This is a genomic window from Rhodococcus sp. 1R11 (assembly GCF_004563845.1).
GTDB lineage: Bacteria > Actinomycetota > Actinomycetes > Mycobacteriales > Mycobacteriaceae > Rhodococcoides.
On sequence record NZ_SPNG01000017.1, the window covers coordinates 1 to 18,299 of the forward strand.

Sequence of the window (18,299 nt, forward strand, 5' to 3'; positions counted from 1 at the left end):
GCAGGTACTCGCCGATGTTCAGGAGCCACAGCACCGTGAGAGCGACGACGTTCTCGCGCAGCACGAGGCTGGCCACGGTTGCGGCGCTGACGAGCGCGTCGGTTCCTGCCGTCCTGTTGCCGGCCAGCGAGCGCACGGCTCCCTTGAGAAACGGGTAGCCGGTGAAGATCGTTGCGCCGGTGGCAACGAGACGACTGGTGGGACCGAGGATGGGCGGCCGACGGAACGCGTAGCGGCGAAGACCGAGAAGGACCAGTGCCGCGCCGCCGATGGTCATCCGCAGCACGTCGCCGCTTGTGACGTCAGCTGAGCGCGGACTACGGACCGGTACCAGGGCCCAATTCGTCGACCGCCCGGCATTCACTGCGTCGAAGAGTTCGGCCCTGTCGATTCGTGTGCGGGAGTACCAGATGACGACCGACGCCGTCCGCGGGTACGCATGAACGGCGCGCACTCCGCGGATCTTGTCCACGTGGTCCTCGACCGCAACGGCACGGCCCGGGCTCGAGCGGAGCCAGTCGACGCGAAGCCGCATGCGGCCGGCGGCATCGGAGAGGATCTCGATGCCATCCGCGCGGTCGGGAGCCGCATCGAGTGCGGGTTCGACGAGCATCGTCATAGTCGACCGACTGCCGTGATCAGTGCGAGTGGCCGGGGCCGACTTCGGTGGCCGAGGGTGGAGGCACTTCTTCGCCGAGTCGGTCGCGCGCCTCCGCAACGACGTCCGACACTGCCAACCGTGCGGATTCGGCGTGGATTTCGGCTTTCCGGGCAGCGCGGAGACCGATTTCGGTTGCCGATACCGCCGCCTTGCGAACGGGAGCCTTCTCGTACAGCTTCTTGGCTCCGTTGTAGGCGGCGACGCCGACTGCGCCTGTCACGACCGTCGATACTGCCTTCGCGACGATGATCGGAAACGCCATGTTGTAGCTCCTCGAATTCGAACCGATACCCACTTATTGGGAATCGTATTCGTTTCCAGTGATCATGGCGACTCGCGGGGTCCCAGGGCGCAGGGCCACCCATACGTCGATCGGGCCCGGGTGAGGTTGGGCGAGCCAGTCGCAGGCACGTCGATCGAGGTGCACATACCCCAATGTCACCACCAGTGTTCCATCGCTGTCGCGATATGCGCCCGTCGCGCTACGAAGATCCGACTCGCTCTGCTCTACGGATTCCAGGACGGCATTCCTGGTCCAGGTACTCCCGGCCGGACCAGGAATGCGCAGTGCGGGTTCCCCAGGAAATTCGGGCCTGTCGATGCCATCGATCACGTCGGCTTCGATGGCTCCATCGAGCAACGTGCCGCTCAGCGACACCCACCCACCCGATGGCATGACGGGGCTGCGTACAGACACCGGGACGGTCGCTGCGCTTTCGGCCGCTGCCCGCTCGTCGGGGGCATTGGGCGTGAAGCGAATCGATCCGTCACGGACGATCAGTGCGCCGATTCCTACGATCGAATCGCCTGATTCGACAACGAACGAACCGATGTCAGATGTCATCGGTTCGCCTGGTGGATCGAAAAGCTCTGGTCACATAAGGCAGGTTGATCGTTGTGGACCCATGCAGCCCTATCTCGTCGAACAAGGTGGCGAGATTCTGATCTATGCCGTTGCGCTCGTCGGCCGTCGCGGTGATGTAGAAGCTGCGCGATCGAACCAGGTCGGTCAACAGCGACCGGTTCACCGTGCGAGACCACGCCCATTCTCGCTCTTCGAGATGATCGAAGGGCTCGGCTATCGGCGGCGGACCGTCGTCGAACATGGCCATCGCTCCGCCACGTGAGACCACGGAGTTGAGGCGTCGAACCCAGGCCTGCGACTCGTCGCGAATGTTCCAGATCAAACCCAGCACACCGCCAGGACGCAGGACCCGTCCGATCTCGCGTGACGCGGCCACTGGATCGACCCAGTGCCAGGCCTGTCCGAGCAGCACTCCATCGAGACTCTCGTCGTCTATTGGGAGGGACTCGGCAGTACCGACCGTGGTCGGGACACCCGGTACCGCGATCCGCAGGGCGTCGAGCATGGCGCTATCAGGGTCGACGGCAATGGCGTCGCAACCAGCGCCAACGATGCTGCGGGTGAGCTTGCCCGTGCCGGCACCGACGTCGGCGACTCGTGGACGACGATCGGACGCCAGAGTGGGCTCCAACATCCACGCGACTGCGTCCGACGGGTATTCGGGACGAGCAGATTCGTACACCTCGGCGGCGGTCCCGAACGACGTCGAGCTGTTATCTCGGCTAACCATAAGGTCACGTTACCCGTCCGGTTCGAGCTCGAGTTCGTAGTAAAGAGCCTTCGGTCCCTCACCGCGTCCTTCATGGCAGTCGAAGCCGCGCTTCTCGTACACATGGCGCGCTGCCTCGTCGTCTTCCGAGGTGTTGAGGTCCATATAGGTCGCACCCCTGCCGCGGGCATGGTTGATGATGTCGTCGAGAAAGGTTGTGCCGTAGCCCTTCCCGCGATGGACTGGCTGAATGTAGAACTCTGCGAGATAGGCCTCGATGTCGGCGGTCCACGTTCCGGTCCGGAATCGAAGAACTGCAACACCGATCGCGGGAGTCCCGAATGTCAAGACGCTTGTGTCACCGGATGTGACCAGCCTGTTCAAATGGGCTGCAAGCCATTGGGGCTCGGGTGCCGGGTCGTCGTACTCGCGATTGAAATCGACCAACAGGGTTGCGGCCTCGACAAATTCGACGGGATCCTGAGCGGTACGTGTACCGCTGACCGATGTCATCGCCTTCTCCCCTGTCAGTGATCCGGTTGAACGAGATTCTTGGCGTCGAGCAGTCCGAGGCCGGGATGCATCTCTCGCAGCGCTTTGATGGCGTAGACAGTTCTGCCGCGTTCTTCCACTACCGCTGCGACATCCTCGGCGGGTACGGATTCGGGACCGATCTTGTTGGGTACCGGCCGGTGCCGACCGCCTTGGTACCAGAGCGCTGGGGCGGCTACTGCCAGCACCACCAGCTTCGACCAGTTCCAGACAGAAGGATCGGACACGAGGTCGCTGATCGTCAGGAACGCGAGCGCGGCCAGCAAGATGACAAGCGCGTATCGGGTCCAGGGGCGTTCTCGGGCCTTCATGCCTTCATGCTGTCACCGCACCCCGATTGGGGCAACGGTTCAACGACGCAATTCGCTATCGAGCTGTGCTAATAGTTTGCCGAACGTGGTGCGCCCTGCGACCGGTGGTGGAAACCGTCCAAGGACCGACCGGAATGTTGCATCGGCTTGTGTGTGGATCCATTCGATCTGTTCTACAACAGCTTTGGAGTCCGTCAGCACCAGATGCACGGCAGAACCGAGAATGTGCTTGACCTGATGGGGGCTGTACAGCGGATGGACAAAGGCGGCACCGGCGGCGTGCATTGCGGACAGTGCGGCGTCCGTGGCCGCAGATGCCGGCACCTCGCGGGCAGCTTTGTGCGCTGCCCAGGCGAGTTGGCGGAGTGCTGCCGTGCGTTGGCCGGTCTCGGCAAACGTCTCAGCCCCGTCGATCGCCGCGCGAGGACGGAGATCGTTCGGGTGCGAGGCCTCGAAAATCGGCAAGGCACGACGGGCGCAGGTAGCTGCGAACGCCGCCACGTGCCGAATGTCGTCGATACTCAGGTCAACCTCAGCGGATTCGCCCACCTCAGAATCGCCTCAACCTTCGTACACCTCTGTGGTGATGCAGAAGGGGTGGCCGGCGGGGTCGAGGAGAACTCGCCACCGCGGGTCCGGTTGATCCGCTGCTTCTGTCGCCCCACATTCGACTGCATAAGCGACGGATTCGTCGAGGTTCACTCCCGCATCGAGATCGAAGTGCACGATGGACGCCGACGGCCATGTGGGCGGGATGTAGTTCGCCACCTTTTGCGCGTCGATGTTCAGACCCGAGTCCGTGCGAATCCCCGAGCTCGACGTGTTCTCCCACAACAGTTCTCCGCCGAGTAGCGCGAGGTAGAAGCGAGCGAGCTCCCGCGGCCCGGAGCAGTCGATGGATATTCCTGCTACGTCGAGGTATGGGCGCGGCATGTCACGAGAATACGGTGGCTCCCAGCGTGACGACGACAATCACGAAGATGGCCAGGAGTAGCCAGCCCTCCCAGGTGTGCGGGCTGATTCCCCAGCCGTACCGTTTCGGGCCGAACCACGTTCGGGGTGGATTGAAAGCCATAGCGCCGTCCTGAATGTTCGGAGTCGCGTCCACCCTACGAAATGATCAGGTTATTCGCAATGGTAATGACCTGGTCATCGGTGGTGCGCTGAGTGTCCATAATTTGGCTCGAGAATCGGGAAAGCGCGTCGGCCTAGTAATAGTGGACACTGAGCGCACCTTCCGAGAAGATCCAGCCGGGAAGTCAGCTGTACAACCGCGCTGTTGCCGCTGCTCGTTGAGCCAGTTCGTCGCGAATTATGTTCGGCTGCAGCACTGTTACTGCAGGTCCGCAGTGCCACAACGCGCCCACAGCGTGATTGTGGCCGGAGAACTCGATGACTGCGAGGCGTCGTCCGTCGTCCTGAACCTGGTCGCTGATCACTCGAACGACGTTCTTGGTCAACGAGATCCATACCGATTCTTCGACGAGGCAGGTGATTTCGATATGGGCCAAACTTGCGCGAAATGATCTCCAGTGTGCGGTGAAGGCCTCTTCCAGATCCACCGCGGCGCTGCGATGGGCAGGCTCGTCGAGGACGGTCAGGGTATCTATGCGGGATACTCGATAGACACGTTCGGTGCCGTCTCGGGCGGCGAGCAGGTACCAATGATCGCCGGCATAAACGAGCCCGACAGGGTCGAGGGTGCGATCGGACAACTCACCGCCGCGGTTGCGATACGACACCCGTATACGTAGACCGTCGATGACGACTCGTTGCAATTCCGGTAGATGGACCTCGGACTCATGGGGATACGCGAAACCGTCGGGTCGTACCAGGATTCGTTGTGACGCAGTGCTTGCCGCCGCTCGGTGGGCGTCGGGTATTGCGGCGATCACCTTGCGCATTGCGCTCGCGAACGCCGGCGTGGCGACGCGTCCCGCGCCGGAAGCGAGCAATGCCGTCGCCTCGGCGGACGTCAGACCGGTCAGCTCGGTGCGATAGCCCTGCAACAGACTGATTCCACCGCCGCGACCGCGATCGGTGTAGACCGGAATGCCCGCCGAGGACAAGGCTTCGATGTCACGCAATACGGTGCGCGTGGACACTTCGAGCTGGGCGGCGATGTCGGCAGCGTTCAGTCTGCCCCGATGTTGGAGCAGCATGACGATGGACAACAACCGGTCTGCGCGCACCCGAAAAGTCTCTCATCGAAACATGACAGAAGATGTCATGTTCACCCGATCTACTTCTACCCAGCAGACCACACCCGGTGGCCGCGAAACGGAAGGATCGACAATGAACACCATCGAGACCACGCAGCAGACGGATCCGCGCGAGGTGTACTTCACGTCCGCCGCATGGGTGAGCGGTCTGATCGGTGCGGTGCGCGCCGACCAACTGGACCTTCCCACTCCGTGCGACGAGTTCGACGTCCGGACGCTGGCCGGTCACCTCGTGGCCACGGTCCGAAGGCTGATTGCGATCGCCGAACTCGGGAGTCCGGACTTTGTGTCGCCCTTGTGCTCCGATCATGATGCCGCGTCCTTCGACACGTCGGTGATGCAAGCCCGTGCCGCGTGGGCCGAAGATGCATTGCTCGACGCCCCGGTCGCGGTCCCGTGGGGTGAAGTCCCAGGGCGATCGGCTGTGTGGGGATATGCGCGGGAGTTACTGGTGCACGGATGGGATCTTGCCGTTGCGACAGGACAACCGGCCCAAGCCGACCCGGCGCTCGTCGATCCGGTTGCCGTGGAACTTCGAGCACTGCTGCCGGCGGAGAGTCGGGTTCCAGGAGTCCCCTTCGGACCCATCGTGGAACCCCGTTCCGAGGCAGGGCCGCTGGAACGCCTGGCGAACTTCGCGGGCCGGTCGTCGGACGGTTGGGTGTAGTGCGACGCCCTTGACCTCGAGTGCACTCGAGGTTGCAGGGTGGTCTCATGCAGATGACCTTCGACGAGTTGCCCCAACTCATGACCCTGATGGGCGGCGACGAAAAGCACGGTGCGAGCGCCACATCCACGCTGGACGTGCTGTGGGTGCTGTACTCCGACGTTCTTCGTCTCGACGCGGCGAAGCCTGATGATCCCGATCGCGACAGGTTCTATCTCTCCAAGGGGCACGGCCCGATGGCGTACTACGCAGTGCTCGCTGCACGGGGCTTTCTGACGCCGAACGAGCTCGCGTCGTTCGGCAGCTACCACTCACCGTTGGGCAATCATCCAGACCGCACGCTGATTACCGGGGTCGACATCGGATCGGGGTCGCTCGGTCATGGTCTAGCGCTGGCAGCCGGAACTGCTGTGGCGCTTCAGATTCAGCGAAGCAAGGCTCAGGTGTTCGTACTGATCGGTGACGCCGAGCTCGACGAGGGCAGCAACATGGAAGCTATCCAATTCGCCGGCCGATCGCAGCTGGGCAACCTGACCACCGTGGTGATCGACAACGATTCGGCTGGTCTGGGTTGGCCCGGCGGCATCGCGTCGCGCTTCGCCGTCGAGGGGTGGTCCACCTCCGACGTCGACGGTCGAGACCACAGTGCGCTCCGGCAGGCGTTTCGCATCGACCACGGCGACCGACCGCATGTGCTGATCGCCCACGTGGAGAAGAAGGAGAACTAAAATGACGTCGACGATGAACAGGACCGCGGATCAACGCGAGTCCTTCTACCGGCTGGTGCCGGAGCTGTTGGCCCAGGACGAGCGAATCGTTTTGGTACTGGCCGAGATCGGCGTGGCCTATCTCGAACCGCATCTGACGTCCGATATTCGGTCGCGTGTGGTCAACGTGGGTATTCGAGAGCAGACGATGATCGGTGTCGCGGGAGGAATGGCGCTCGCGGGTCTCCGCCCGATCGTGCATACCTTTCCGCCGTTCCTGATAGAAAGGCCCTTCGAGCAGGTGAAACTCGATCTGGGACATCAGGATGTCGGCGCGATCCTGGTCAGCTCGGGAGGCTCTTACGGGTGGCCACAAGGCGGTGAGACGCACTTCGGCCAACGCGATGTCGCGCTACTGGACACCCTGGACGGGTGGACGGTGCACGTGCCAGGGCACGTCGACGAGGTCGAATGGATGCTGCGCGGTGCGGCTGTATCCGACGATCGCGTCTACATCAGGCTCGACGGCGTCTCGAACGATCACTCGTACGGTCGCCCCGGAGGTTCGATGACCGTTCTGCAACATGGTAATTCCGGCACTGTGATCTCGGTCGGTCCTATGACGGACCGGGTCCTGGCCGCAGCCAGTGGGCGTGACGTGACCGTGCTGCACGCGTCGACGATCAGGCCCTTCGACGGTACGACTCTCCGAGAAACGCTGACTGCGCCGGACATCATGATTGTCGAGCCCTATCTCGCGGGAACCTCTGTGTCGCAGATCGATCGAGCGGTGGCGGACATACGGCATCGAGTGCTGGGCATCGGTGTGGAGCCTGGCGAGCGTAGGAAGTACGGAACGGTGGCCCAACACGACCGAGCCAATGGCCTCGACATCGAAGGACTGTCCCGATCGATGGACGACTTCTTCGAGTGATCAGTGTTGGCGTCGTTCGTACCTGGCCTTGGCGACGCTGTGAGCAGATTCGAGGAGTTCCCCGATCTGCGACTCGGTCTGCGAAGACGGGTTGACCACCGACAACCAGCCCGCAGTGCCGTACTGAGGATGGGCGGAAAGGGTGTCGTCGGTATCGGCCTGGGGTGCGTGGGCTGCTTCGCGTGGGGGCACTCCCAGTAGCCGTTCGAACTCCTGCTTTCCGGCAATGACATTGACACGGAACGCGTCGGGCCGGTCCAGCCGGGACAACTCGTCACCCGGATAGTTCTTCGCCACGATGGTTGCGAACGGCTGGGTGGACGTCGGAACAGTCCCGTCCGGCGAGTAGTAGAAGAACACATCACCCCATGCGAGTTCCGGAGTCCCATCACCCTCCCGAGGCCGCTGCGCCAACGTGCCGTCGAAGCTGCCGACCAGATTCACGATGTCATCGAGTGTCATGCATCGATGGTCACATGTTCTGCGGTCTCTGCCCAGAGTTCAGCCCACTTTGTAGGTTCCCGTACCGGTTGCGACGAGGCGACCGGATTCGGTCCCGACGATGTCGACTCGACACGTCTTCAGGCTCCGACCGGCATGCATTCGAGTACCGACGATATCGACACCCTCGGCATATACCGGTTCCATGAACTGCACAGACATGGAGACAGTGACGCCCCGAAGCTTCTCGGGCACTTCGGATCCGGCCCATGCTGCGGTCATGATCCCGATATCGATGCAGCCGGCGATCACGCCGCCGTGCAGCATCCGGCCGACGGTGGACAGCTCGTCGCGGTACGGCAGCCGCAGTCGAGCTGTGCCCTCGTCGATGTCGACCAGTTCGATGCCCAATTGCTGCACGAACGGTGATTGCGGGAGAAACATGGTCATTGCCGCGCTGCCGCTGTTCGGTGCCAGTACTTCGTTGGCTGTCATCGATACCCCTCTATCATAATTGGATTCTGATATCGGAATCAGAGTACGATAAAGCCATGGTCTTGGATACCCCCACCGACAAGCGGAAGCGTCGAACGCACACTGCGGTGCTCGACGGCGCTCGCTCGCTCTTCCTACGCCACGGATATCGGGCAACGACGATCGAGATGCTGGCCACCGCAGCCGATGTGGCGGTGAGTTCGATCTACGCAAACTTCCCCGCCGGCAAGGTGGACATCTACGCCACTCTCGCGTGGCGAACCGCCCAGAGCCACGCTGAGCAGATGACTGCCCCCACCGATGCGGTCGAATCTGCGCACGTCGTTGCCGAGTTCCTCGATCGCTACATCGCGTTTCACCGCGACAATCCACTGGCGTTGCGGCTGCTGGCGCTGACGGATGTGGACAAGTCCGAGTCCGCGTCGGTCGGTGAGGCGAAGAAGAAGATCGACACTGCGCTCGGTGAACTCATCGATTCGGTGACGCGTGCGGTGGACGACGCCGGTGCCGACGTCGTCCCCCGTGCATTGGTTCTCAATGCCTGGGCGGCGATGAACGGTGCTGTGTCACTGCATCAACGACGCATCGTCGATCGATCCACGCTCGACGCCATGCTCGCGATCACGCGGGCGGATATGCTCCGCCATCTGAAAGCGGCGCACGATGAAACCCGGTGAGCTCAGCGCAGGGCGTCGTGCGCGAATCGTGGGAGCTGCTGTGCGAGGACAACTCGCGATGTTGCCCGGTACCGTGCTCGGTCCCCGGCGGCGTTTGTCTGGTGCTGCATGGCACACAGTCGATACGCCGGATTCACGGTTGTGCCGGGACGCACTCGAAGAGGCGAGGGAGTGTCTGAGCGAGCCCATGCTGATGCACAGCGTCCGGTGCTGGCAGTACGCCTCGGCCTTTGCGGACATCGATTGTCTTCGGCCGGATACTGAGGCGCTGTACGTCGCGTGCCTGTTGCATGACATAGCTCTCGGCGCAGAACAGAACCCGGTGGCTGGATGTTTTGCGCTGATCGGTGCGGAGCGAGCCGAAGAGTTCGTCCGCCGACACGAAGGCGACGACCGAACGGCGCAGATCGTGCACGAGACTATAGCCAGGCACATGGACGTCGAGACACCGATGGAATCGGAGGCGGCTCTACTGCACGATGCGGCACACCTGGACGTCAGTGGCCGTCGGGTTCGAGACCTCGATCCGCACTGCGTCGATGTCATCGAATCCAGCTATACGCGAGAAGGTTTCGCCGCAGACTTCGCATCCAGGATGAAGATCGAATCGAGAAGGAGACCGCGGTCGACGGCGGCGACGTTGTGGCGCGCAGGAATGTACCCGGCGATGAAGGCGAATCCCCTGGAGCGCATGGTCATATCGTCGAAGTAGCTGTCGCGCGATGGATGATCTGTTCGATTCGATCTGCGTCGTCGGAATCTCTCGGTGCGTAAAGGAAGACGTAGGTTTCGGGAAGTCCGAGGCCAGGGCGTCCGGCGAGGGGGTGTAGTTCACCCCAGCCCGCGGAGATGACGGTCTGAGCATCGTCGGGCTGCATGACGACGTGCATCGATCCTTCGGTCTCGTGGACGTGGAGTATCTCGCCGTTGGTTCGCGAAATCCATGGTGCAGCAGCGGTGACATCCGTCAGATACAGCGCGTCCCCTCGCCTCTCGAAGTGGCTGCGCGCCAGGTGGTATCGATTGTTCGTGCGCGCTTCGGTAGCAACTGCGCCGGTGATCCTCTCTGTCAGTACGGGCGTAGCACGGTCGGTGAGCTGGCGATGTGGAATCGGGTACGGGGCGATCGTCGGACGCGGTCCTCGGCGCGGCTCGAGGTGCCAGTGCCGGCCTGCGCGCGACGCGCCGGGGACGGTCGTAAGGTCACGTCTGGACAACGGTCGTAGCGCGGTGGCGATCAACCACCCGCCGACGTTGGCCGGTAGGCCGCCCGGCCCCAAGGCCCTCCACGTCGTGTAGTCGTTCTTGACGGTCTGCACAAGTCCTCCCCCCAGGTTGGATACGTCCGCACCACGGTAACCGGGTGACGACTCCGGCGGTAGACCTACATCGTCCGATGTACGACGAGATACACGTGCAGACCGATGTGCAGGAACATTCGGGCCCATAGCGTTGTGGTCGTCAACGAAACAGCGAAGAACAAGCACAGCAGAGGAACCGTCATGCACGCCGCAGTACTACTTTCACAACAACATTCGACCACCGAGCAGGTACTCGGGTTCGGGCTGGGAACCATCGTCTTGGTGGCGGTGCTCGGCGCGGTCGTTCTGTTCGTCGCCGCGCTCGTCAGCATCCTTCGCTCACCCAATTACAGTGTCGCGGGCCGTGCGGTGTGGATCTTCGTCGTGCTCGCGTTTCCGTTCCTCGGGCCACTGGTCTGGTTCGTGTGGGGTCGCACGTCGACGTTCGCCGTCGAAGCGTCGAACAGTCTCAGATGACCGATCCGATCGTCCGTGCCGCGTCCGGGAACTCACCGGCGTTCGAGCCCGCGTAGTTCAAACGCAGGAACTTGCCGGTGGGTTCGGCCGGGAAGTAATCGTCTCCCGCTCCGACGATGACACCCGCTGATTTGCATTTGTGCACAACGTCTTCCAGGTCGATGTCGTCACGCAGGCGCATCCACAGATTGAGTCCGCCCCGGGGGATCCGATCGAGATGACCGCGAGGAGCGAACTCGATCAGGCTGTGGGCCAGTAGGTCTCGACGCGCTTCGAGTTGCGTGCGTAGGCGTCGTAGGTGTGTGCGCCAGGCGGGTTGGGTGACGACGTCGAGAGCGACGGTCTGCAGGATGCCGCTGACGTACATCGATTCGGCTCCCGTGTCGGCGAGGATACGTTCGTGGGCCGGGCCACGAGCGATCAAGCCTGCCAATCGAATCGACGGTGATACGACCTTGGTCAGCGAACGCAGGTACACCACATGTCCGCCGTCGTCTCGCGCGGCCAGTGGGCTGGGTTCGGCGGTGATGCCGAAATCGTGGGCGGAGTCGTCCTCGATCAGGAACGCACCGTGTCGTCGAACGATGTCGAGCACACGTTCGGACAGGTCCGGAGACCACTGCGCTCCGGTGGGGCTGGCGAAGGTCGGTTGAGCGTAGAACGCCCGCGCGCCGGACTCGGCGAATGCCTGCTCCAGCGCGTCCGGGTCGGGTCCGTCGACCCCGGTGGGGACCGGGACCACGCGAACGCCCGCCTGCGTTGCCGCCAGGATTGCTCCCCAGTACGTCGGCGATTCCATGAGAAGTGGGCGTCCCGCACCGACGAGCGCCCGAAAAGCCGTGCTCAGGCCGGTCTGGCTGCCCGGGATGATGACCACGTCGCTGGCCGAGGGCGGCGCGACGCCCAGCGGGGTGGAAGCGCCCAGTTCAGTGGCGAACCAGGCTCGAAGCTCGGGCAGACCTGCGGTCGGCGGGCGGGCAATCACTGCGTCGGTGCGTGAGGCTCGGGTGAAAGCGCCGTGAACGAGTCGCTCCGGCAACAGCTCTCGGGCCGGGTAACCGGAATGCAGAGCGATCACGTCACTCGACGTGGACTGCAGTGCGGCGGGCAGTTGCAATCTGTTTCCGGGTGCACCGAGCGCGGCAGTCTGCCACCCGTAGTCGTTCGGGCGGGCCGTGTGCACGGTCTTGACGAATGTTCCGACGCCAGGCCGTGTTTCGATGACACCCTGCGAAATGAGGGTGCGCAGTGCTTTCTGCACCGTCACGGGGCTGGCCGAATGCTGGGCCACCAGCGCACGGGTGGACGGCAGCTTCGCCTCGGGCGGGGCGGTTGCGATCCAGGTTCGCAGCGCAGACACGATCCGGGAACTGCTATCGTCGGACATGACACAGCATAGTAGCGCTACCCAGCTCGCGCCGGGTCTGCTATCCCGAGCCGGCCTCCTGTGGGGACTGGCGGGTGTCACGGCGTTCTCGTTCACCTTGCCGCTGACTCGGATCGCCGTGACCGGTGGCCTGTCGCCGCTGTTCGTCGGGTCCGGACGCGCCGTCGTCGCCGCGGCCGTCGCTGCTGCCGCCCTGGCCCTGACCTCGCAACGGTTGCCACGCGGACGGCAATGGGTTCGACTGTCTATCATCGCGGCAGGGGTCGTCATCGGTTTCCCTGTGCTCACGTCGTTCGCTCTGACCACCGCCTCCGCCGGTCACAGCGCCGTCGTCATCGCACTGCTCCCGGCGGCCACCGCCGTTGTTGCGGTCGTGCGAGAACGGCAACGAGTCCGGCCGCTGTTCTGGCTTGTCGCAGCCATGGGAGCTGTCGTCGCGATCGGATTTGCGGCCGTTCAGGGCGGACGGCTGACCGGGCTCGGGTGGTCGGACCTGTTGCTCCTCGGGGCGGTTGTCGCAGCGGCGGTGGGCTACGCCGAAGGGGGCTTGCTGGCCCGCGAACTCGGGGCCTGGCAGACGGTCTCGTGGGCTCTGGTGGTGAGCGTTCCGGTGACCGGTGCGTTGGCCGCTTTCTCGTGGTGGGAGCAGCCGTCGACAGCAGGTGCACCCGAGTGGGCATCGTTCGCCTACCTGGCGGTGGTGAGCATGTACCTCGGGTTCTTCGCCTGGTATCGGGGCCTGGCGATCGGTCCGATGTCGAGCGTGAGCCAGATTCAGCTGATCCAACCGGTGCTCACCATCTGCTGGGCCGCGATTCTGCTCCACGAGGGGTTGACGTGGCCGGTGGTCGGGGGTGGAGCAGCGGTCATCGTATGTGCAACAGTGGCGGTCCGAACTCGGATGTCGCCGTCCGTTCGACAGGAGGAACTTTCGTCATGACGCGATCGATCGATCAGGCACGCAAGCTCGAGAATGTTCGCTACGACATTCGTGGCCGCATCTTGGACAAGACCGAGGAGCTCGAGGAGCAGGGGCACAAGATCCTGCGCCTCAACGTGGGCAACCCGGCCCCGTTCGGTTTCGAGGCACCCGACGAGATCATGATGGCGATGATTCGCAATCTGCCTACCGCGCAGGGATATTCCGACTCGCGCGGCCTGTTCTCGGCGCGCACCGCGGTGGTGCAGTACTACCAGACCAAGGGTCTCAGTGACCTCGACGTCGGCGATGTCTACCTGGGCAACGGGGTCTCCGAGCTGATCACCATGACGATGCAGGCGCTGTGCAACCCCGAGGACGAGGTGCTGATCCCCTCCCCCGACTACCCGCTGTGGACGGGCTCGGTGGCTCTCGCCGGAGGCACTCCGGTCCACTACTTGGCAGACGAGACTCAGGACTGGGCTCCGGACTTCGAGGATCTGGAATCGAAGATCACCACCCGTACCCGGGCCATCGTCGTGATCAATCCCAACAACCCGACTGGCGCGGTGTACTCACGCGACGTTCTGCAGCGTTTCGTCGACCTCGCGCGCGAGCACGATCTGATTCTGCTCGCCGACGAGATCTACGAGAAGATCGTGTACGACGGTTCCGAGATGACCAATCTCGCAACTCTCACCGGTAAAGATGTGCTGTGCCTGACCTATTCGGGGTTGTCGAAGGCCTACCGAGTGTGTGGTTTTCGTGCCGGGTGGCTGGCGATCACCGGTCCGCGACGCCGTGCGGCGAGTTTCATCGAGGGCATCACGTTGCTGTCCAACATGCGCATGTGCGCGAATGTGCCTGCACAACATGCAATACAGACAGCGCTCGGCGGCCGTCAATCGATCGAGGACCTCCTGCTGCCGACGGGCAGATTGACCGCGCAGCGGGATCTGGCGCATCGAATGCTGAACGCCATCGACGGGATCAGCTGTGTGCAGGCTGCGGGCGCGCTGTACATGTTCCCCAAGCTCGACACCGACCGTTTCGGCATCGTCGACGACGAGAAGTTCGTCCTCGACTTGCTCGAATCCGAGAAAATCCTGGTCAGTCACGGGCGAGCGTTCAATTGGGATGTGCCCGACCACTTCCGGCTCGTCACCTTGCCCAACGTGGACGATCTCTCGACCGCACTCGAGCGGCTCGGTAACTTCATGAGTTCGTACACGCAGTAGAACCGATTCTGCTCGAGCTGATTTTAAGTCCGTGCGGGCGCTCGGCAAGGGCGTATTCGCGCAGATGAACCCGCGTATCGCTCTGCTGCACGGCCTTTGGCGAACCCGCATTTCCCCGTCGCCCCGGGGAAATGCGGGTTACGCTCGTCGTCCGATCTGCCGGGCGAGAGGGAATTCGTGGATCTATGGGGCTATTTGCAGGGGCGGGGTGAATCCCTCGCGTTTCTGACCTATCAACATGCGTCGCTGGCGTTTCAGACGGTTCTGGTGGGCACGGTCGTGGCCGTGCTCATCGCGATCGCAGTCCATCGTCTGCCTCTCTTCTCGGCACTGACGCTGACGACCAGTCGAGTAGCGCTGACGATTCCGTCTCTGGCGTTGCTCGCGCTGCTCATCGTCCCGTTCGGCTTGGGTGTGGTGCCCTCGTTCATCATGCTCGCGTTCTTCGCCGCCATGCCCGTGATCGGCAACGCCATCGTCGGACTGCGTGGAGTTCCCGACACCGTGATCGAGTCGGCGAAAGGAATCGGATTCTCGCGCAGCCGCATCCTCGTCTCCGTCTCGCTGCCCATGGCATGGCCGGTCATTCTCACCGGAATCCGCGTCTCGACGCAGATGGTTGTCGGTGTCGCGGCGATCGTCGCGTACGTACTCGGGCCTGGCCTCGGGTCACTCATCTTCAACGGCCTGTCGAGACTGGGCGGGACCAATTCCGTCGAGATGGCAGTGACCGGCACAGTGCTCATCGTCGTCATCGCCCTGGTGTTCGACGGCCTGCTCGTCCTTCTCGGGCGCCTCACCATCTCGAAGGGATTGTCATGACGGACAACACAACCGGCGAGCGAACGGTCACCGGCGCCTCGATTCGCCTCGACGGTGTGGTCAAGCAGTACAAGGGCCAGAACAAGGCGGCGGTGCAGAAGATCGACCTCGATATCGAGGCCGGCCACATCGTCGCGTTCGTCGGTCCGTCGGGTTGCGGTAAGACGACCACGCTGAAGATGATCAACCGCCTCATCGAGCCGACGGAGGGCCGAATCTTCATCGGCGACCGTGACGTCACCGGTGAGGATGCGGACAAGCTGCGGCAGTCGATCGGGTACGTCATTCAGTCCGGCGGACTCTTCCCACATTGGTCGGTCGCCAAGAACATCGGAGCCATTCCACGGGTACTGGGGTGGGACGCGAAGAAGATCGACGAGCGAACCGATTACCTGCTGGATCTGGTGGGACTCGACGTCGCCGACTTCCGCGATCGTCTACCCAAGGACATGTCGGGCGGACAGCAACAGCGAGTGGGTGTGGCGCGAGCACTCGCCGCCGATCCACCGGTGTTGCTGATGGACGAACCGTTCGGTGCCGTCGACCCGATCACCAGGGTTCGGCTGCAGGACAGCCTCATCGCCATCCAGCACGAACTGGCGAAGACGATCGTGATCGTCACCCACGATTTCGAGGAAGCGACGAAGCTCGGCGACAAGGTACTGATTCTGTCCGAGGGCGGCCACATCGAGCAGTATGCGACGCCAGAAGAAATCTTGGCCAAACCCGCGAGCCCGTTCGTCGAGGAGTTCATCGGATCCGGGGCCACGCTGGCACATTTGACGTTGTCCCGCGTCAAAGACGTCGACCACGACTCGGTCGTCACCGCCGAGGTGGGCGATGCGTCGCAGGAGGTCATCGCTCGTGCTCGGGCTCAGGGTGCCACCTGGATCGTCGTCATCGACGAACACGGCCGGCCCCGCGCCTGGCCGTCGCTGGACGAAGTCGCCACCAAGGAGCGCATCACCGACTATGTCGACGAGCGATTGCCCACCGTCGCACCGTCGTCCACGCTCAACGACGCACTGGACACGATGCTGGCCGCCAGTCAGGGCGGCGTACTCGTCACCGACGGCCGCGGTGCCGTCACCGGCGCCCTGACGATCGCAACCGTGATGGCCGTCATTCGGGGCCAACTCTCGGATGCTCGCTCCGGTGACGGTCACGTCTCGTATTCGGCCCATACCGAGGGCGCAGCAACATGAATCGACTTCGACGCGCACCGTTGGACGTGTGGTTCGAGCCGCTCCTCATCGTCGTGCTCGGGGTCGGTTACATCCTGTGGTACCGCTCCACGACGCTGACGACTACCGAGCTGGCATCACTGGGCTGGGACAATCTGAAGACGACGATCGTCGACCACATCGTGTTGACGTTGACCGCGACCGTGATCGTCGTCGCCATCGCAATTCCGTTGGGCATCCTGCTCACTCGCGACAGGGCAAAGAATTTCCGACCGGTAGCCGTCAACTTCGCCAACATCGGCCAGGCCGCTCCGGCGGTCGGTCTGATCGTGTTGCTGACGATGTGGCTCGGAACCGGGTTCCGAACCGCCGTCATCGGATTGGTGGTCTACGCGATACTGCCGATTCTGCAGAATACGATCGTCGGAATCCAGCAGGTCGATCAGCGGACCATCGAAGCGGCCCGGGGAATCGGGTTCTCCGGCCTCCGCACGCTGGTGCAGGTGGAGTTGCCGCTCGCGGTGCCTGTGATCCTCAACGGCGTACGCACCGCGTTGGTCATTCTCGTCGGCACCGCGACACTGAGCACCTTCATCGGGGCGTCCAGCCTCGGCACGCTCATCACCACGGGTACCACGCTGTTCCTACCGAAGTTACTCATCTCCGGTGCCGTTCTCGTCGCGCTGCTCGCACTGATCATCGACTGGCTCGGCCGTGTGGTCGAACTGATCGCGACCCCACGAGGAGTGGCATGATTCGCCGACTGTCCACGGCAGCAACCGCTCTCGCGCTGACGGCAGCACTCGCCGGTTGCGGGTTGGTCAGCTCGTCGGGAACGTTCGAGAGCACGTCACTTCCGGACGGTGCGACCCCCCTGGACGGCGCATCGCTTGTGGTGACGAGCAAGAGCTTCACCGAGGGCGTATTGCTCGGAAAGATCACGGCCACATACCTTGCCGCTGCCGGCGCGAAGGTGACCGACTTGACGGGTGCACCGGGGTCGGCGTCGTCGAGACAGGCTCAGCTCAACGGCGACGCCGACATATTGTGGGAGTACACCGGCACGGGCTGGGTCAATTACCACAGCCAGACCGAGACGATCAGTGATCCGCAGGAGCTGTGGGAGCGCGTCCGCGACATCGAGAAGAGTGAGCACAACCTCGATTGGCTACCGCCCGCGAATTTCAACGACACGTATGCGTTCGCCGCCTCGGCCGAGACGGCACAGCGTCTGGGTGTCGCATCTTTGTCGGATGTGGCCAAGCTCCCCGTGGCCGACAGGACGTTCTGCGTCGACGACGAGTTCTTCTCTCGCTCCGACGGTTTCGGACCGATGCTCGACACCTACGGCATCGGACTGAACGCACCCGACGGCGTACCGTCGGGCAACGTCACGCGGATGGATGCGGGTGTCGTCTACACCTCGACCGCCGACAGCTCACCGTGCAACTTCGGCATGGTCTACACCACCGACGGCAGAATCAAGAACTTGAATCTGACTGTGTTGCAGGATGACAGGGCCTTCTTCCTGCCTTACAGCGGGACCGCGGTGGTGCGCGACGCGGTGCTCGAACAGCATCCCGAGATCGCCGATCTTTTGGCCGTCGTATCCGAGCGATTGACCGACGACCTGATGCAGGAGTTGAACGGGCGGGTCGACATCGAGGGCGAAGACCCATCCGATGTCGCCTACGAGTGGTTGAAGAGCGAAGACCTGGTGACGTGAGGTC

General features: G+C 63.1%; 26 protein-coding genes. 12 read left to right on the forward strand and 14 right to left on the reverse strand.

Annotated elements, in window-relative coordinates; translation table 11 throughout:
* The 10 genes from E4P29_RS23250 to E4P29_RS23290 form a co-directional block, all read right to left on the reverse strand.
* Positions 1–613: HMA2 domain-containing protein (locus E4P29_RS23250; RefSeq protein ID WP_348539777.1), on the reverse strand; the 613-nt coding region annotated here is incomplete at its 3' end.
* 25 nt (positions 614–638) lie between these two features.
* Positions 639–923, reverse strand: coding sequence for a DUF1490 family protein (locus E4P29_RS23255; RefSeq protein WP_135047367.1), 285 nt, complete (start codon positions 921–923; stop codon positions 639–641).
* A 33-nt stretch (positions 924–956) separates the two neighbouring features.
* On the reverse strand, positions 957–1,505 hold the full coding sequence (locus tag E4P29_RS23260) for a hypothetical protein (protein WP_135047368.1): 549 nt from the start codon (positions 1,503–1,505) through the stop codon (positions 957–959).
* Positions 1,495–2,256 carry a class I SAM-dependent methyltransferase gene (locus tag E4P29_RS23265; RefSeq protein ID WP_135047369.1) on the reverse strand — a complete coding sequence of 254 codons (762 nt, stop codon included), beginning with the start codon at positions 2,254–2,256 and terminating at the stop codon, positions 1,495–1,497. Before E4P29_RS23265 ends, E4P29_RS23260 begins: the two co-directional genes overlap by 11 nt.
* Before the next feature lie 9 nt (positions 2,257–2,265).
* Positions 2,266–2,748, reverse strand: a complete 483-nt coding sequence (locus E4P29_RS23270; protein ID WP_135047370.1) for a GNAT family N-acetyltransferase — start codon at positions 2,746–2,748, stop codon at positions 2,266–2,268.
* 14 nt (positions 2,749–2,762) lie between these two features.
* Positions 2,763–3,098, reverse strand: a complete 336-nt coding sequence (locus E4P29_RS23275) for a hypothetical protein (protein ID WP_135047371.1) — start codon at positions 3,096–3,098, stop codon at positions 2,763–2,765.
* A gap of 39 nt (positions 3,099–3,137) precedes the next feature.
* Positions 3,138–3,647: a putative immunity protein gene (locus tag E4P29_RS23280; RefSeq protein ID WP_135047372.1), complete on the reverse strand. Its 510-nt coding sequence runs from the start codon at positions 3,645–3,647 to the stop codon at positions 3,138–3,140.
* 12 nt (positions 3,648–3,659) lie between these two features.
* Positions 3,660–4,031, reverse strand: a complete 372-nt coding sequence (locus E4P29_RS23285) for a VOC family protein (protein ID WP_135047373.1) — start codon at positions 4,029–4,031, stop codon at positions 3,660–3,662.
* Between the two features lies 1 nt (position 4,032).
* On the reverse strand, positions 4,033–4,173 hold the full coding sequence (locus tag E4P29_RS26145; RefSeq protein ID WP_165712588.1) for a hypothetical protein: 141 nt from the start codon (positions 4,171–4,173) through the stop codon (positions 4,033–4,035).
* A 184-nt stretch (positions 4,174–4,357) separates the two neighbouring features.
* Positions 4,358–5,290 (reverse strand): YafY family protein, encoded by a 933-nt coding sequence (locus E4P29_RS23290; RefSeq protein ID WP_135047374.1) that lies wholly within the window; start codon positions 5,288–5,290, stop codon positions 4,358–4,360.
* A 103-nt stretch (positions 5,291–5,393) separates the two neighbouring features.
* On the opposite strand from E4P29_RS23290, the gene E4P29_RS23295 reads away from it, so the two are divergent.
* From E4P29_RS23295 to E4P29_RS23305, 3 genes are read left to right on the forward strand one after another with little or no spacing between them, the layout of a single operon-like run.
* On the forward strand, positions 5,394–5,987 hold the full coding sequence (locus tag E4P29_RS23295) for a TIGR03086 family metal-binding protein (protein WP_209205495.1): 594 nt from the start codon (positions 5,394–5,396) through the stop codon (positions 5,985–5,987).
* 47 nt (positions 5,988–6,034) lie between these two features.
* Positions 6,035–6,715 carry a thiamine pyrophosphate-dependent enzyme gene (locus tag E4P29_RS23300; RefSeq protein ID WP_135047375.1) on the forward strand — a complete coding sequence of 227 codons (681 nt, stop codon included), beginning with the start codon at positions 6,035–6,037 and terminating at the stop codon, positions 6,713–6,715.
* A 1-nt stretch (position 6,716) separates the two neighbouring features.
* Positions 6,717–7,628 carry a transketolase gene (locus E4P29_RS23305; RefSeq protein WP_135047376.1) on the forward strand — a complete coding sequence of 304 codons (912 nt, stop codon included), beginning with the start codon at positions 6,717–6,719 and terminating at the stop codon, positions 7,626–7,628.
* Here E4P29_RS23305 and E4P29_RS23310 read toward each other — a convergent pair whose 3' ends face one another.
* Both E4P29_RS23310 and E4P29_RS23315 read right to left on the reverse strand, forming a co-directional pair.
* Positions 7,629–8,090: a DUF6194 family protein gene (locus E4P29_RS23310; protein WP_135047377.1), complete on the reverse strand. Its 462-nt coding sequence runs from the start codon at positions 8,088–8,090 to the stop codon at positions 7,629–7,631.
* A 39-nt stretch (positions 8,091–8,129) separates the two neighbouring features.
* A complete protein-coding gene (locus tag E4P29_RS23315) occupies positions 8,130–8,564 on the reverse strand; it encodes a PaaI family thioesterase (RefSeq protein ID WP_135047378.1) in 435 nt (144 codons plus the stop codon).
* Between the two features lie 56 nt (positions 8,565–8,620).
* Here E4P29_RS23315 and E4P29_RS23320 point away from each other — a divergent pair, with 56 nt between their 5' ends.
* Positions 8,621–9,241, forward strand: a complete 621-nt coding sequence (locus E4P29_RS23320; protein WP_135047379.1) for a TetR/AcrR family transcriptional regulator — start codon at positions 8,621–8,623, stop codon at positions 9,239–9,241.
* 187 nt (positions 9,242–9,428) lie between these two features.
* On the forward strand, positions 9,429–9,953 hold the full coding sequence (locus E4P29_RS23325; RefSeq protein ID WP_135047380.1) for an HD domain-containing protein: 525 nt from the start codon (positions 9,429–9,431) through the stop codon (positions 9,951–9,953).
* Here the strand turns inward: E4P29_RS23325 and E4P29_RS23330 are convergent.
* On the reverse strand, positions 9,937–10,560 hold the full coding sequence (locus tag E4P29_RS23330) for a hypothetical protein (protein WP_135047381.1): 624 nt from the start codon (positions 10,558–10,560) through the stop codon (positions 9,937–9,939). The two genes, E4P29_RS23325 and E4P29_RS23330, sit on opposite strands and share 17 nt — an antisense overlap.
* Positions 10,561–10,743: 183 nt before the next feature.
* On the opposite strand from E4P29_RS23330, the gene E4P29_RS23335 reads away from it, so the two are divergent.
* Positions 10,744–11,019: a PLD nuclease N-terminal domain-containing protein gene (locus E4P29_RS23335; protein WP_027495096.1), complete on the forward strand. Its 276-nt coding sequence runs from the start codon at positions 10,744–10,746 to the stop codon at positions 11,017–11,019.
* On the opposite strand, the gene E4P29_RS23340 is transcribed toward E4P29_RS23335, so the two are convergent.
* Positions 11,012–12,406, reverse strand: a complete 1,395-nt coding sequence (locus tag E4P29_RS23340) for a PLP-dependent aminotransferase family protein (RefSeq protein WP_135047382.1) — start codon at positions 12,404–12,406, stop codon at positions 11,012–11,014. The two genes, E4P29_RS23335 and E4P29_RS23340, sit on opposite strands and share 8 nt — an antisense overlap.
* Between E4P29_RS23340 and E4P29_RS23345 the strand changes: the two genes are divergently transcribed.
* The 6 genes from E4P29_RS23345 to E4P29_RS23370 all read left to right on the forward strand — a co-directional run bounded on the left by E4P29_RS23345 (position 12,405) and on the right by E4P29_RS23370 (position 18,295).
* Positions 12,405–13,346, forward strand: a complete 942-nt coding sequence (locus E4P29_RS23345; RefSeq protein ID WP_135047383.1) for a DMT family transporter — start codon at positions 12,405–12,407, stop codon at positions 13,344–13,346. The genes E4P29_RS23340 and E4P29_RS23345 overlap by 2 nt on opposite strands.
* On the forward strand, positions 13,343–14,563 hold the full coding sequence (locus E4P29_RS23350; protein WP_135047384.1) for a pyridoxal phosphate-dependent aminotransferase: 1,221 nt from the start codon (positions 13,343–13,345) through the stop codon (positions 14,561–14,563). The genes E4P29_RS23345 and E4P29_RS23350 overlap by 4 nt, the downstream gene beginning before the upstream one ends.
* A 177-nt stretch (positions 14,564–14,740) precedes the next feature.
* Positions 14,741–15,385, forward strand: coding sequence for an ABC transporter permease (locus E4P29_RS23355; protein WP_032367688.1), 645 nt, complete (start codon positions 14,741–14,743; stop codon positions 15,383–15,385).
* On the forward strand, positions 15,382–16,590 hold the full coding sequence (locus E4P29_RS23360) for an ATP-binding cassette domain-containing protein (protein WP_032367689.1): 1,209 nt from the start codon (positions 15,382–15,384) through the stop codon (positions 16,588–16,590). Before E4P29_RS23355 ends, E4P29_RS23360 begins: the two co-directional genes overlap by 4 nt.
* A complete protein-coding gene (locus E4P29_RS23365) occupies positions 16,587–17,324 on the forward strand; it encodes an ABC transporter permease (protein WP_167735591.1) in 738 nt (245 codons plus the stop codon). The genes E4P29_RS23360 and E4P29_RS23365 overlap by 4 nt, the downstream gene beginning before the upstream one ends.
* Entirely contained in the window at positions 17,321–18,295 is a 975-nt protein-coding gene (locus E4P29_RS23370; RefSeq protein WP_032373453.1) for a glycine betaine ABC transporter substrate-binding protein, read from the forward strand. Before E4P29_RS23365 ends, E4P29_RS23370 begins: the two co-directional genes overlap by 4 nt.
* The last annotated feature ends 4 nt before the right edge of the window (positions 18,296–18,299 follow it).